At 67.5% G+C, this 14,043-nt stretch carries 12 protein-coding genes; 6 read left to right on the forward strand and 6 right to left on the reverse strand.

From position 1 onward, the window contains the following. Positions 1-8: 8 nt before the first annotated feature. The 3 genes from rpsR to rpsF form a co-directional block, all read right to left on the reverse strand. Positions 9-245: a 30S ribosomal protein S18 gene (rpsR, locus tag ABZ396_RS06125; RefSeq protein WP_003949403.1), complete on the reverse strand. Its 237-nt coding sequence runs from the start codon at positions 243-245 to the stop codon at positions 9-11. 41 nt (positions 246-286) lie between these two features. Beyond that, complete coding sequence (locus ABZ396_RS06130; protein ID WP_358915094.1) at positions 287-865, reverse strand: single-stranded DNA-binding protein; 579 nt, start codon at positions 863-865, stop codon at positions 287-289. Between the two features lie 74 nt (positions 866-939). Further along, positions 940-1,230 carry a 30S ribosomal protein S6 gene (gene rpsF / locus ABZ396_RS06135; RefSeq protein ID WP_358915096.1) on the reverse strand — a complete coding sequence of 97 codons (291 nt, stop codon included), beginning with the start codon at positions 1,228-1,230 and terminating at the stop codon, positions 940-942. A gap of 265 nt (positions 1,231-1,495) precedes the next feature. On the opposite strand from rpsF, the gene ABZ396_RS06140 reads away from it, so the two are divergent. From ABZ396_RS06140 to ABZ396_RS06150, 3 genes are all read left to right on the forward strand, one after another. Continuing rightward, complete coding sequence (locus ABZ396_RS06140; RefSeq protein ID WP_358915097.1) at positions 1,496-1,798, forward strand: hypothetical protein; 303 nt, start codon at positions 1,496-1,498, stop codon at positions 1,796-1,798. A 163-nt stretch (positions 1,799-1,961) separates the two neighbouring features. Further along, entirely contained in the window at positions 1,962-3,083 is a 1,122-nt protein-coding gene (gene femX / locus ABZ396_RS06145) for a peptidoglycan bridge formation glycyltransferase FemX (protein WP_358915099.1), read from the forward strand. 66 nt (positions 3,084-3,149) lie between these two features. Then, a complete protein-coding gene (locus ABZ396_RS06150) occupies positions 3,150-4,181 on the forward strand; it encodes an alanine racemase (protein WP_358915101.1) in 1,032 nt (343 codons plus the stop codon). A gap of 74 nt (positions 4,182-4,255) precedes the next feature. Here ABZ396_RS06150 and ABZ396_RS06155 read toward each other — a convergent pair whose 3' ends face one another. Beyond that, positions 4,256-5,755, reverse strand: a complete 1,500-nt coding sequence (locus ABZ396_RS06155; protein WP_358915103.1) for a glycosyltransferase 87 family protein — start codon at positions 5,753-5,755, stop codon at positions 4,256-4,258. A gap of 131 nt (positions 5,756-5,886) precedes the next feature. Continuing rightward, positions 5,887-8,136, reverse strand: a complete 2,250-nt coding sequence (locus ABZ396_RS06160; RefSeq protein ID WP_358915104.1) for a transglycosylase domain-containing protein — start codon at positions 8,134-8,136, stop codon at positions 5,887-5,889. 744 nt (positions 8,137-8,880) lie between these two features. Here ABZ396_RS06160 and ABZ396_RS06165 point away from each other — a divergent pair. The 3 genes from ABZ396_RS06165 (at position 8,881) to ABZ396_RS06175 (ending at position 12,045) form a co-directional block, all read left to right on the forward strand. Further along, entirely contained in the window at positions 8,881-9,561 is a 681-nt protein-coding gene (locus tag ABZ396_RS06165; protein WP_358915106.1) for a PadR family transcriptional regulator, read from the forward strand. Between the two features lie 43 nt (positions 9,562-9,604). After that, positions 9,605-10,687, forward strand: coding sequence for an inositol-3-phosphate synthase (locus ABZ396_RS06170; protein ID WP_358915108.1), 1,083 nt, complete (start codon positions 9,605-9,607; stop codon positions 10,685-10,687). A gap of 95 nt (positions 10,688-10,782) precedes the next feature. Continuing rightward, positions 10,783-12,045 (forward strand): MFS transporter, encoded by a 1,263-nt coding sequence (locus ABZ396_RS06175; RefSeq protein WP_358915110.1) that lies wholly within the window; start codon positions 10,783-10,785, stop codon positions 12,043-12,045. Between the two features lie 272 nt (positions 12,046-12,317). Here the strand turns inward: ABZ396_RS06175 and ABZ396_RS06180 are convergent, their stop codons facing one another. Next, positions 12,318-13,763 carry a CCA tRNA nucleotidyltransferase gene (locus ABZ396_RS06180; RefSeq protein ID WP_358915111.1) on the reverse strand — a complete coding sequence of 482 codons (1,446 nt, stop codon included), beginning with the start codon at positions 13,761-13,763 and terminating at the stop codon, positions 12,318-12,320. Positions 13,764-14,043 lie beyond the last annotated feature (280 nt).

The following is a 14,043-nucleotide window of genomic DNA, read 5'->3' on the forward strand; positions in this document are numbered from 1 at the left end:
CCCTTCCCTTATCGCGCGGTGGAGGTGTAGGGCAGCAGCGCCATCTCACGGCTGTTCTTGACAGCCGTGGCGACGTCACGCTGGTGCTGCGTGCAGTTGCCGGTCACGCGGCGGGCACGGATCTTGCCGCGGTCGGAAATGAACTTCCGCAGCATGTTCGTGTCCTTGTAGTCCACGTACGTGACCTTGTCCTTGCAGAAAGCGCAGACCTTCTTCTTCGGCTTGCGCACAGGCGGCTTCGCCATGGTGTATCTCCTGTGTGATCAAGAAGTGGGGATGCGAGCCCTTAGAAGGGGGGCTCGTCCGAGTAGCCGCCGCCGCTGCTGCCGCCGGAGCCGCCGCCCCAAGCGCCGCCGCCCTGGTTGCCGCCACCGGCGGGAGCGCCGGAGGCCCAGGGGTCGTCGCTGGGAGCGCCGCCCTGCTGACCGCCGCCGGAGCCACCGCCCCAGCCGCCACCACCCTGGCCGCCACCACCGCCCTGGCCACCGCGGCCGCCACCACCGGCGGTCTTGGTGACCTTGGCCGTGGCGTTCCGCAGGCTGGCGCCGACTTCTTCGACGTCCAGCTCGTAGACCGTGCGCTTGACACCCTCACGGTCCTCGTAGGACCGCTGCTTCAGCCGGCCCTGCACGATGACGCGCATGCCTCGCTGGAGCGACTCGGCGACGTTCTCCGCCGCCTGACGCCAGACCGAGCAGGTCAGAAAGAGGCTTTCGCCGTCCTTCCACTCGTTCGTCTGGCGGTCGAAGGTGCGGGGAGTGGACGCGACGCGGAACTTCGCGACCGCCGCACCGGACGGGGTGAAGCGCAGCTCGGGGTCATCGACAAGATTGCCGACGACCGTGATGACGGTCTCGCCTGCCATGGGGGAACCTCTCGGCGGGTTTACTGCTGGCTGCTTGCTGCTACTCGAAGCCCGAGATCAGCTGAACTGGAAGCTCAGTGAGTCTCGGGACGGAGGACCTTGGTCCGGAGAACCGACTCGTTCAGGTTCATCTGGCGGTCGAGCTCCTTCACGACCCCAGGCTCGGCCTGCAGGTCGATGACCGAGTAGATGCCCTCGGGCTTCTTCTTGATCTCGTACGAGAGACGACGACGGCCCCAGGTGTCGACCTTCTCCACCTTGCCGTTGCCCTCACGGACGACGGAGAGGAAGTTCTCGATCAGGGGGGCGACAGCGCGCTCCTCCAGATCGGGGTCGAGGATGACCATCACCTCGTAGTGACGCATGTGGAACCCACCTCCTTTGGACTCAGCGGCCACGGTCGTTCCGTGGCAGGAGGGTTGTGATGCGTGCGCAACGGTATCGGCCACCACTGACATGCGGGGGGCTCCCCTCGGGATCCCCGGCCGCGGCCTGGGCAGACACCGGTGCAGAGGCTACAGACTACCCGCACACCCGCTTCCGGTTGAAATCCTGCCGCCGGGGCCCTCAATCTGTACACATCGGGTGTGTACGGCGCTACGATGCGCCGCCTTCCGCAGGAGGTGCTCTATGGCACAGGCATTGCGACCCAACACCGCCGGTTCTCTGTTCGCCAGCGACGGCAGAACCCATCCGCTCCAGGACTCGCTGATGGCAGTGACGCTGGCGCTCGGACTGATCGCCTTCATCACGTCGTTCTTCCACAGCCTGCACCTGCTCAGCTCGTGGACCGGTCTGATCGGCATCTTCACCGGCCTGTACGGGCAGTGGGTCTCGATCACCACGCGCGAGCGCTTCGGTCTGGTCCTGGGTCTCGGTGCCGCGGGCGTCGGCTTCCTCATCGCCATGGCGCACGGCGGGCTGTTCGGGTAAGCCTCCGGCCACCTCTCGCACCAGCGATCGCCCCGGCCGCACGGGAGCCGGGGCGTGGGTGGTGTACGCCCGGTCGGGCCGCGGGCGAGGCGCAGTAGGCTTCGGCGCGAGAGCCGGAGCCCCTGTACCCATGGGGACACACCAGCCCGAGGAGCGCCCCGACATGAGCCTGACCCTGAGGACCATCAGCCGCGAACAGCATCTGGCGTACATCCAGACCCTGCCTGCGGCGAGCCACATGCAGGTCCCGGCCTGGGCTGATGTCAAGGCGGAGTGGCGTTCGGAGAGCCTCGGCTGGTTCGACGACCGCACCGGCGAGATGGTCGGCGCGGGCCTGGTGCTGTACCGCCAGCTGCCCAAGATCAAGCGCTACCTCGCTTACCTCCCCGAGGGCCCGGTCATCAACTGGTTCGCGCCGAATCTCGACGAGTGGATCCAGCCGATGCTGGCCCACCTCAAGCAGCAGGGCGCCTTCTCCGTGAAGATGGGCCCGCCGGTGATCATCCGGCGCTGGGACGCCAACTCCATCAAGCAGGGCATCCAGGACCCGGACGTGAAGCGGCTGCGGGACATCGAGGCCGACTTCATCGAGCCGCGCGCCTTCGAGGTGGCCGACAAACTGCGCCGGATGGGCTGGCAGCAGGGCGAGGACGGCGGCGCCGGCTTCGGTGACGTGCAGCCGCGCTACGTCTTCCAGGTGCCGCTGGCGAACCGTTCCCTGGAAGAGGTCCACCAGAACTTCAACCAGCTGTGGCGGCGCAACATCAAGAAGGCCGAGAAGTCCGGCGTCGAGGTCGTCCAGGGCGGCTACCAGGACCTGGAGGAGTGGCAGCGGCTGTACGAGATCACGGCCGTGCGCGACCACTTCCGGCCGCGCCCGCTGTCGTACTTCCAGCGCATGTGGACGGCCCTCAACACCGAGGACCCCAACCGGATGCGGCTTTACTTCGCCCGGCACAACGGGGTGAACCTGTCCGCGGCGACCATGCTGATCGTCGGCGGGCACGTCTGGTACTCCTACGGCGCCTCCGACAACATCGGCCGCGAGGTGCGCCCGTCGAACGCCATGCAGTGGCGGATGCTGCGCGACGCCTACGCGCTCGGCGCCACCGTCTACGACCTGCGGGGTATCTCGGACTCTCTGGACGAGACGGATCACCTCTTCGGCCTGATCCAGTTCAAGGTGGGTACCGGTGGTCAGGCCGCCGAGTACCTCGGCGAGTGGGACTTCCCGCTGAACAAGCTGCTCCACAAGGCGCTCGACATCTACATGTCGCGCCGCTGACGTCACGCTCCGTGCTTCTATAACCCTGACACACCCCAGCCATCCAGAAAGGTCCCAGGTCCGGCCATGGCGCTCACCCTCTACGTCGACACCGCGCGCTGGCGGGCGCACCACAAGCACGTGCAGGAGCAGTTCCCGGGCCTCGTCCCGGTCTGCAAGGGCAACGGCTACGGCTTCGGGCACGAGCGGCTGGCGGAGGAGGCCACGCGGCTGGGCTCGGACGTCCTGGCCGTCGGCACGACGTACGAGGCCGCGCGCATCAAGGACTGGTTCGGCGGCGACCTGCTGGTGCTGACGCCGTTCCGGCGCGGCGAGGAGCCCGTTCCGCTGCCCGACCGGGTCATCCGCTCGGTGTCGTCCATCGACGGCGTGTACGGCCTGGTGGGCGCCCGTGTGGTCATCGAGGTGATGTCCACGATGAAACGGCACGGCATCAGCGAGCAGGACCTGCCGCAACTGCACTCCGCCATAGAGAACGTCCGGCTGGAGGGCTTCGCCATCCATCTGCCACTGGACCGCACCGACGGCTCGGACGCCGTCGAGGAGGTCATCGGCTGGATGGACCGGCTGCGCGCGGCCCGGTTGCCGCTGCACACGATGTTCGTCAGCCATCTCAAGGCCGACGAACTCGCCCGGCTGCAGCGGCAGTTCCCGCAGACCCGGTTCCGGGCCCGGATCGGCACCCGGCTGTGGCTGGGGGACCATGACGCCACCGAGTACCGCGGGGCGGTCCTGGACGTCACCCGCGTCGCCAAGGGCGACCGGTTCGGCTACCGGCAGCAGAAGGCGGCCTCGGACGGCTACCTGGTGGTCGTGGCGGGCGGTACGTCGCACGGGGTGGGCCTGGAGGCCCCGAAGGCCCTGCACGGCGTCATGCCGCGCGCCAAGGGCGTCGCACGGGCCGGCCTGGCCACGGTGAACCGGAACCTTTCTCCGTTCGTCTGGGGCGGCAAGCAGCGCTGGTTCGCGGAGCCGCCGCACATGCAGGTGTCTATCCTGTTCGTGCCGGCCGACGCCCCGGAGCCGAAGGTGGGCGAGGAACTGGTGGCCCATCTGCGGCACACCACCACCCAGTTCGACCGTCTCGTGGACCGCTGACGGTCCTCAGAACGCCGGAAGGGCCGTACACGGATTACGTGTGACGGCCCTCTCCTTCGAGCTGGGCTGTTCGCTCAGAGCGAACTACCCTCGGAGGATCGGCTGCCCCACTCCACCTGCGGCCCCTCGAAGTGGGCGGCGTGGCGCGGGGGATGGGCGGCCGCGCCGAGCACGAAGACATCTTCCGCGCCGTCCAGCACCCCGCCCGAGGGGTCGTCGTCACCGGAGCGGCGCACCACGTCCCGCTCGGGCATGAGGATGTCGCGTACGACCATCGCGCAGAGGTAGAGCGTGCCCAGCAGGTGCACAGCGATCGCCCAGTGGTAGCCGTGGGTCGGCAGGCCCTTGTGGGCGTCACCGCTGGTCGTGTACGCGAGGTACAGCCAGATCCCCAGGAAGTACGCCACCTCGCACGCCTGCCAGATCAGGAAGTCCCGCCACTTGGGCCGGGCGAGCACGGCCAGCGGCACCAGCCACAGGACGTACTGCGGCGAGTAGACCTTGTTGGTGAGGATGAAGGCGGCCACCACCAGGAAGGCCAGCTGGGCGAAGCGCGGCCGACGCGGGGCGGTGAGAGCCAGGACGGCGATGCCCAGGAAGCAGAGCACCACCAGGACCATCGCCGCGTTGTTCACGAAACCGGTGCTGGGCGGGCTGGTCGTGTTCTGCGCCCAGATCAGCCAGAAGGAGCCGAAGTCGACGCCCCGTTCCTGGCTGAACGTGTAGAACTTCGACCAGCCGTGGAAGGCGAAGATCATCACCGGCAGGTTCACGACGAGCCAGGCGACGACGGCACCGCCCACCGCGGTGAAGAACTCCCGCCATTTGCCCGCGCGCCAGCACAGCAGGAGCAGCGGCCCCAGCAGGAACACGGGGTACAGCTTGGCGGCCGTAGCGAGCCCCAGGAGGACACCGAAGGCGAGGGGACGACTCCGGGACCACATCAGCATCGCCGCGGCCGTCAGAGCGACCGCCAGGAGGTCCCAGTTGATGGTGGCGGTCAGCGCGAAGGCAGGCGACAGAGCGACCAGCAGGCCGTCCCAGGGGCGTCGGCGGTGCGTACGGACCACGCACACCGCGATGACGGCGGCGCAGATCATCAGCATCCCGGCGTTGACGAACCAGTACACCTGCTCCTGGAGCTGGATGCTGCCGCTGCCCGGTGTGAGCCATGCGGCCACCTCCATGAACACACCGGTCAGCACCGGGTATTCGAGGTAGGCCATGTCACCGGGGAGCTTGTCGAAGTAGGGCACCAGACCGTCGGCGAAGCCCCGCCCCTGGTAGAGGTGCGGAATGTCCGAGTAGCAGGCGTGGGTGTACTGGGAACTCGCGCCGAGGAACCAGGCGCCGTCGTAGCACGGCGCCTTCTGGACCAGGCCCAGGGCGAACATGCCGATCGCCACGAGGACCACGACCCGTAGGGGCGTCCACCAGGACGCCCCGAGCAGCGCACGCCGCCCGATGGGGCCACCGATCAGCTCACTACCGGCCGCGGCGACCTCGTCTTCCCTGGTCGGCCGTACCGGCTCCGGCTCGCGCACGCTCGCGGGCGTCGTCTCTGCACTGGGCATGGGGCCCATCCTGCCGTACCTCGCTAGGAAAACGCCGAGGGCCGCCGCACCTCGTCGGATGCGGCGGCCCATGTTTCACGTGAAACACACTTCGGCGGGCGAAATGACCACCTACCGGTCAGACCTCGCGGCTAGCCGCCCGACCCGCCGAAGAGGCCTCCTCCGTTGGCATTGCCTCTGCTAGTGCCTCCGCTGTTCGTCGCCGTGGCCGACGGCGAGGGCGTCGTACCTGGCGTGCCGCCGGTGGCGCCGCCGTCGGTCGGGCAGTTCCAGGCGAACTGACAGCTCGCACTCGCGCTGGGCGTGGCGCTCGGCGTATCGCTGGGCGTCGCGCTCGGCGTACCGCTGGGCGTCGCGCTCGGCGTGATGCTGGGACTCGGCGTGGGAGACGGAGCGCCCGCCTCGTCGGCGATCTGACCGATCTTGGTGGCCTGCGGGAAGCCCGGATCGCTCTTGCCCTTCAGCGCGGACTTCATGTACTCGGTCCACACCGAGGTCGGAATGTCACCACCGTGGATGGACGCCACGCCGGCGGTGCCGTTCATGGAGAGCAGTGCGGCGTCCTTCGGGTTCTCACGGAACATCGCCACCGAGGTCGCCAGCTGCTGGGTGTAGCCGACGAACCAGGCCGACTTGTTGCTGTCGGTGGTACCGGTCTTGCCCGCCGCCGTACGGCCCAGGGCCTTGGCGGCGGTACCCGTACCGTTCTGGATGACGTTCTCCAGCGTGTCCGTGACGTTGTTCGCGATGTCCGCGGGCATCGCGCTGGTCACCTTCGGCTTGCTGAAGCCCTTCAGGTCCTGCCCGTCCTGTTTGACCTCGGTCACGGAGTACGGGTCCGTGTGCTTGCCGGAGGCGGCGAAGGTCGCGTAGGCGTCGGCCATGCGGATCGCGCTCGGGGTCGACGTACCGAGGGCGAAGGACGGGTTGAGCGTCGCGAAGCTGTTGTCCAGGATGCCGGACCTGCTGGCGACGTCCCGCACCTTCGACATACCGACATCCCAGCCGAGCTGCACGAACGGCGTGTTGATCGACTGCTCCATCGCCTTGCGCAGGGGGATGTAGCCCCAGGCGTGGTTGCTCTCGTTGTTCTGGAAGAACGTCGAGCCGTCCTTGTTCAGGACGTAGCTGCCGTCCTCGTTCATCACCTTGAGATGGTCGTTGCCGTTGTACTTGCTCAGTGGCGAGACCCCTGCGGGAGAGGTCTTGTACGTCCCGTACTGCATGGCCGCGGCCAGGACGAACGGCTTCCACGTCGAACCGACGGGGACACCCGAGGTGTCGGCGTTGTTGGTGAAGTGGTTGTTCTCGTAGCCGGCGCCGCCGTACAGGGCGACGATCGCGCCGTCGTTGGGCACCACCGACGCCGCACCGAACTGGACGTTCTTGTCCTTCTCACGGTTCTTCGGATCCAGACGCGCCTTCTGGACCTTGTCCACAGCCGCGCTCAGCGCGTTGACCTTGTCCTTCTCGAAGGTCGTGTAGATCTGGAAGCCGCCCTTGTCGAACTGCGCCTCCGTGATGTGGGAGTGCGCGAGGACGTACTTCTTGGCCGTGTCGGCGAGGTAGCTGATCTGGCCGGTCATCCCCTTGGTCGCCTTGCGGCCCTGGGGCATCGGGTACTTCTTGATGGCCTCCTGGTACTGGGCGTCCGTGAGGTGCTGGTCCTTGTGCATCTCCGCGAGGATCCAGCCCCAGCGGTCGTGCGAGCGCTTGTAGTTGGCGTCCTTGGTGGCCGCGGGGTCGATGTCCGGGTTGCCTGCGGGGTCGTAGTACGTCGCACCCTTGAGCAGGGCCGCCAGGACCGCGCACTGGCTCGGCTTGAGATCCTTCGCGTCCACGCCGTAGTAGTTCTGGGCGGCGGCCTGGATGCCATAGGCGCCACGGCCGAAGTACGAGGTGTTCAGGTAGCCCTGGAGGATCTGCTGCTTGGTGAGCTTGGTGCCCACCTTGATGGAGATGAACATCTCCTTGAACTTCCGCGAGACCGTCTGGTCCTGGCTGAGGTAGGTGTTCTTGACGTACTGCTGGGTGATCGTCGAACCACCCTGCGTCGAACCACCCCGGGCCATGTTGACCAGAGCGCGGGCGATACCCATGGGGTCGACACCCGAGTCCGTGTAGAAGCTCTTGTTCTCCGCCGAGATCACCGCGTTCTGCATGGCCTCGGGGATCTGGTCGATGGTGACGTTCTGCCGGTTCGTACCGCCGCCCGTCGCGACCATCTGGGTGTGGTTGGACCAGTAGTACACGTTGTTCTGGGACTTGGCCGCGTCGTTCTCGTTGGGAATGGTCACCATGGCGTAGCTGACGCCGACCAGCGCCACCAGGCTGCCGAAGAAGGTGATGCACAGCCCGGAGACCAGCTTCCAGGAGGGCACCCAGCGGCGCCAGCCGAATCTGTTCGCCCTCGGGTAGTCGATGAGGCGCTTCTTGCCGGGCGCCGTGGACGCCCTGCCTCTGCCACGTCCCGGCCCGGCAGGACCACCCGGACCGCGACTTCCGTTGTCGGCTGTTCTGCGGCGGCCTCCGGTGTTTCTCTGCGCCGCCCGGCGTGCCTCGGCTCGGCCGCCGTAGGGGCGCTCTTCACCTCCCGAGTCCTGGGAATCCGACCCATAGGAACGGGACCCATAGGAGTCGGAAGGAGACCCGGTGGCGCCTCGCGGTGCCGCACGGTGGCCGGACGAGCCGGACTGGCCGCGTCGGGCCGCGGCACGTCCGCCTCCCTGCGGCTGCGGCGGTTTGCGACGGTGCTCGCTCATCGAACGATTACTCCTCGGGCAGGCGCACCCGTGCGCGCCTGGAAACGGCGGCTGGTTTCCGGTCCCCCCGAAGTACGGATGTGGTCGGTCCTGCATTCACCCGTACTGCACCGGGGACAGGGACGCCCCCCAGGCGTCACTTGGTTCCCGGTGGTGTGCATGCCGCACAGACTACGCACCACCAAAACCCCCCGAGCCCCGAAGTTCACCCCAAATCAGGCAACTTGCCTCGTATGAATCGGTGATGTGATCCCGTTCACCGTCGCTGCTCTTGTCGCACGGGGAAGGTCGATCTATCGTCGGGATGTATCGAGTCGATACATCGGAGCGAGATAAGCGAGTCAGAGGCGAGAGGAGGCGACCATGAGCCGACGGTCCGGCATCCTTGAGTTCGCCGTGCTCGGCCTGCTCCGCGAATCCCCGATGCACGGCTATGAACTGCGGAAACGGCTCAACACGTCCCTGGGCGTCTTCCGGGCCTTCAGCTACGGAACGCTCTACCCCTGCCTCAAGACGCTGGTCGCCAACGGCTGGTTGATCGAGGAACCGGGGAACACCACCGAGGACGCCCTCGCCACTCCGCTCTCCGGCCGCCGCGCCAAGATCGTCTACCGGTTGACGGCCGAAGGTAAGGAGCATTTCGAGGAGCTCCTCTCCCAGACCGGCCCCGACGCGTACGAGGACGAGCACTTCGCGGCGCGGTTCGCCTTCTTCGGGCAGACCTCGCGCGATGTGCGGATGCGCGTGCTGGAGGGCCGCCGCAGCCGGCTGGAGGAGCGTCTGGAGAAGATGCGCACCTCGCTGGCACGTACCCGGGAGCGCCTCGACGACTACACGCTTGAGCTCCAGCGCCATGGGATGGAGTCCGTGGAGCGCGAAGTGCGCTGGCTGAACGAGCTCATCGAGAGCGAGCGGGCCGGGCGGGACCTGAAGGGTTCCGCTTCCGGGGGGTCCGCTCAGCAGAACACCACCAATGGAGCGCCGGGCGTCCTGCCCCGGTCCGGGGAGACCCGGCCGGATACGCCCGACGACACCGCCACGTGAGGCCCGATCAGGGCCTCACTCGTACACACAGGGAGCAACCGGAATGGGTTCGGTTCGCGTAGCCATCGTCGGCGTGGGCAACTGCGCCGCGTCGCTGGTGCAGGGAGTCGAGTACTACAAGGACGCCGATGCGACGTCCAAGGTCCCCGGCCTGATGCATGTCCAGTTCGGCGACTACCACGTCAAGGACGTCGAGTTCGTCGCCGCGTTCGACGTGGACGCCAAGAAGGTCGGTCTCGACCTGGCGGACGCCATCGGCGCCTCCGAGAACAACACCATCAAGATCTGCGACGTGCCCAACTCGGGGGTGACCGTCCAGCGCGGCCACACCCTGGACGGCCTGGGCAAGTACTACCGCGAGACCATCGAGGAGTCGGAGGCCGAGCCGGTCGACGTCGTCCAGGTACTCAAGGACAAGCAGGTCGACGTCCTCGTCTGCTACCTGCCCGTCGGCTCCGAGGACGCGGCGAAGTTCTATGCCCAGTGCGCCATCGACGCCAAGGTCGCCTTCGTCAACGCCCTCCCGGTCTTCATCGCCGGTACCAAGGAGTGGGCGGACAAGTTCACCGAGGCCGGTGTCCCGATCGTCGGTGACGACATCAAGTCGCAGGTCGGTGCCACCATCACGCACCGCGTCATGGCGAAGCTGTTCGAGGACCGGGGCGTCGTCCTGGACCGCACGATGCAGCTGAACGTCGGCGGCAACATGGACTTCAAGAACATGCTCGAGCGTGACCGCCTGGAGTCCAAGAAGATCTCCAAGACGCAGGCCGTCACCTCCCAGATCCCCGACCGGGACCTCGGCGAGAAGAACGTCCACATCGGCCCGTCGGACTACGTCGCCTGGCTCGACGACCGCAAGTGGGCGTACGTCCGCCTGGAGGGCCGTGCCTTCGGCGACGTCCCGCTGAACCTGGAGTACAAGCTCGAGGTCTGGGACTCCCCGAACTCCGCGGGCGTCATCATCGACGCCCTGCGCGCCGCGAAGATCGCCAAGGACCGCGGTATCGGCGGCCCGATCCTCTCCGCGTCGAGCTACTTCATGAAGTCCCCGCCGGTCCAGTACTTCGACGACGAGGCCCGCGAGAACGTGGAGAAGTTCATCCGCGGCGACGTCGAGCGCTGACCTCCCGTCGCTCGCCAAAAACGCTCCTGCCAGGGCTGTGAGAGTCCCCGGGTCCCCCGACCCGGGGACTCTCCCCGTGTGTGAGGCTGTGCCCCATGCCCGTCGTCCGCGACCTGCGTGCCCTGCTGCGCCTGCGGGACTTCCGCCGTCTGCTCGCCGTCCGCCTGCTCTCCCAGGGTGCCGACGGCGTCTACCAGGTCTCGCTCGCCGCCTATGTCGTCTTCTCCCCTGAGAAGCAGACCTCACCGGCCGCGATCGCCTCGGCCATGGCGGTCCTGCTCCTCCCGTACTCCCTTGTGGGCCCTTTCGCCGGCGTCCTGCTGGACCGCTGGCGCCGCCGCCAGGTCTTCCTCTACGGCAATCTGCTGCGCGCGTCGCTGGCCGCCGGCACCGCCGTCCTGATGGCCGGCCATGTCCCCGACTGGCTCTTCTACGTCTCGGCTCTGTGTGTGACAGCTGTCAACCGCTTCGTCCTTTCGGGTCTGTCCGCCGCCCTCCCGCGCGTGGTCGATACCGACCGTCTGGTGCTGGCCAACTCTCTGTCCCCGACCGCCGGAACCCTCGCCGCGACCGTCGGCGGCGGCCTCGCGTTCGCCGTACGGCTGGTGGCCTCGGACTCCAATGCCGCGGTGGTACTGCTGGGCGCGGTGCTGTACCTGTGCGCGGCCCTCACCTCGCTGACCATGGCCCCGGGACTGCTCGGCCCCGACCGGCGTCTGGCGCAGCCGAGCCTGGGAACGGCAGTGATCAGCACCGCGCGCGACCTGCTGGAGGCGATACGCCATCTCGCCGCACCCCGGCGCCGCGAGGCCGCCTGGGCGCTGTTCACCATGACAGCGATGCGCTTCTGCTACGGCGCCCTGCTCGTCCTGGTGCTGATGCTGTGCCGCTACGCCCTCTCTTCCGACCCGGACGGCGGTCTCGGTCTGCTGGGGCTGGCGTTGGGGATATCCGGCGCGGGTTTCTTCGCGGCGGCCGTGGTGACGCCGTGGACCGCGGGGCGGCTCGGCCCCGGGCGCTGGATCGTCGTGTGCGCCGCGTCCGCCGCCGTACTGGAGCCCGCTCTGGGCCTCCCGTTCACGACAGTCCCCATGCTCGTCGCCGCCTTCGTCCTGGGGCTCATCACCCAGGGCGCGAAGATCGCCACGGACACCATCGTCCAGTCGTCCGTCGACGACGGCTTCCGCGGCCGGGTCTTCTCCGTGTACGACGTGCTCTTCAACGTCGCCTTCGCGGGGGCCGCCGGTGTCGCCGCCCTGATGCTCCCACCGGACGGCCGCTCCGAGGCCCTTGTCATCACCGTCGCCTTCGTCTACGCGGCGGTTGCAGCGGCCATGGCCCGCTTTGAACGCCACTGAGGGTCACAGCAGAGTCACGTAACCCCTCCGGCTTACAGCCATGTCAGTGGCAACGGCTCAGTTGCCCGGGCCTTAACTCGCGCCGTGCGCAACGACGTTACCTACACCGGCCTCCACCGACCAGAGCGGTAGCGACTCGTTCCTGCTCTGCCTGAAGGACCACTGGAAGTAAGGAAGTAGGGAGAAGGGGCAATGTTTCACGTGAAACATCGCCCCTCGTTGTGTGCCGACCGGGTCATGTTTCACGTGAAACACAACCCCGTTCCGCGCACTCAGCCCTGCTCGGCCCACCACTCCTTGAGCGCGTCCACCGCCGCGTCGTGCTCCATCGGTCCGTTCTCCAGCCGGAGCTCCAGCATGTGCTTGTAGGCCTTGCCGACCTCCGGGCCGGGTCGGATTCCCAGGATCTCCATGATCTGGTTTCCGTCGAGGTCCGGGCGGATGGCATCGAGCTCCTCCCGCTCCTGAAGCTCCGCGATGCGCTCCTCCAGGCCGTCGTAGGCACGGGAGAGCGCCACTGCCTTCCGCTTGTTGCGGGTGGTGCAGTCGGACCGGGTCAGCTTGTGGAGACGGTCGAGCAGAGGGCCCGCGTCACGGACGTAGCGGCGGACCGCCGAATCGGTCCACTCCCCGGCACCGTAGCCGTGGAAGCGCAGGTGAAGTTCGACCAGGTGTGAGACGTCCTTCACCAGTTCGTTGGAGTACTTCAAGGCCGTCATGCGCTTCCTGGTCATCTTCGCGCCGACCACCTCGTGGTGGTGGAACGAGACCCGGCCGTCCTCCTCGAAGCGGCGGGTGCGCGGCTTGCCGATGTCGTGCAGCAGCGCGGCAAGGCGGAGGGTGAGGTCGGGGCCGTTCTCCTCCAGCGCCATGGCCTGCTCCAGGACGATCAGCGTGTGGTCGTAGACGTCCTTGTGCCGATGGTGCTCGTCGCTCTCCAGCCGCAGCGCGGGCAGCTCGGGCAGGACATGGTCGGCAAGGCCGGTGTCGACGAGCAGCGTCAGTCCCTTCCGGGGGTGGGCGGAGAGGATCAGCTTGTTCAGCTCGTCCCGGACCCGCTCGGCCGAGACGATCTCCAGACGTCCGGCCATGTCCTTCATCGCCGCGACGACCTCGGGGGCCACCTCGAAGTCGAGCTGGGCTGCGAAGCGGGCGGCGCGCATCATCCGCAGCGGGTCGTCCGAGAAGGAGTCCTCCGGCGTCCCCGGGGTGCGCAGCACACGAGCCGCCAGGTCGTCCAGTCCGCCGTGCGGGTCGATGAACTCCTTCTCCGGCAGCGCCACCGCCATGGCGTTGACCGTGAAGTCACGCCGGACGAGGTCCTCCTCGATGGAGTCGCCGTACGACACCTCGGGCTTGCGTGAGGTCCGGTCGTACGCCTCCGACCGGTAGGTCGTGACCTCGATCTGGTAGCCGTCCTTCTGTGCGCCGACCGTGCCGAAAGCGATACCGACCTCCCAGACGGCGTCCGCCCAGGGCCGGACGATCTTAAGAACGTCCTGGGGGCGGGCGTCGGTGGTGAAGTCCAGGTCATTGCCGAGCCGGCCCAGCAGCGCGTCCCGGACCGAGCCGCCGACCAGGGCAAGCGAGAACCCGGCCTCCTGGAATCGGCGGGCGAGATCGTCGGCGACGGGCGCCACCCGCAGCAGTTCGCTCACCGCGCGCTGCTGCGCCTGGCTCAGGGCAGAGAGAGGAGTGTCATCATTGGCGTTCGGCACAACAGAAAAGGGTACGTGCCCCAAGCGGCTCGAAGCGCCTCCATATTCCGGCAGCGCCCCACACAAAGCCTCCATATAGAGGAGTGGGACAGCTCACTCCATACCCGCACAAGGGCAGCTCTCGCCGCTTACATGAGTCTCCTGACGATACTGGATATAGGGGACGGGCCGATCTCCTCCCCTGATCTTGTGGAGCAGACCGCGGCACTTCAGCTCCGCGCGCCTCGTTACCATGCGTGGACGCACATTCCGACGACCACTGACGATGACGAGGGACGGA

The organism is Streptomyces sp. NPDC005866 (assembly GCF_040629895.1).
Classification (GTDB): domain Bacteria; phylum Actinomycetota; class Actinomycetes; order Streptomycetales; family Streptomycetaceae; genus Streptomyces.

Excerpts from the sequence above, each read along its gene's own strand:
- ABZ396_RS06175 (WP_358915110.1), top strand. The coding sequence starts at position 10,783 with ATGCCCGTCGTCCGCGACCTGCGTGCCCTGCTGCGCCTGCGGGACTTC.
- rpsF (WP_358915096.1), bottom strand. The coding sequence starts at position 1,230 with ATGCGTCACTACGAGGTGATGGTCATCCTCGACCCCGATCTGGAGGAG.
- ABZ396_RS06155 (WP_358915103.1), bottom strand. The coding sequence starts at position 5,755 with ATGCCCAGTGCAGAGACGACGCCCGCGAGCGTGCGCGAGCCGGAGCCG.
- ABZ396_RS06170 (WP_358915108.1), top strand. The coding sequence starts at position 9,605 with ATGGGTTCGGTTCGCGTAGCCATCGTCGGCGTGGGCAACTGCGCCGCG.
- rpsR (WP_003949403.1), bottom strand. The coding sequence starts at position 245 with ATGGCGAAGCCGCCTGTGCGCAAGCCGAAGAAGAAGGTCTGCGCTTTC.
- femX (WP_358915099.1), top strand. The coding sequence starts at position 1,962 with ATGAGCCTGACCCTGAGGACCATCAGCCGCGAACAGCATCTGGCGTAC.
- ABZ396_RS06165 (WP_358915106.1), top strand. The coding sequence starts at position 8,881 with ATGAGCCGACGGTCCGGCATCCTTGAGTTCGCCGTGCTCGGCCTGCTC.
- ABZ396_RS06150 (WP_358915101.1), top strand. The coding sequence starts at position 3,150 with ATGGCGCTCACCCTCTACGTCGACACCGCGCGCTGGCGGGCGCACCAC.
- ABZ396_RS06130 (WP_358915094.1), bottom strand. The coding sequence starts at position 865 with ATGGCAGGCGAGACCGTCATCACGGTCGTCGGCAATCTTGTCGATGAC.
- ABZ396_RS06140 (WP_358915097.1), top strand. The coding sequence starts at position 1,496 with ATGGCACAGGCATTGCGACCCAACACCGCCGGTTCTCTGTTCGCCAGC.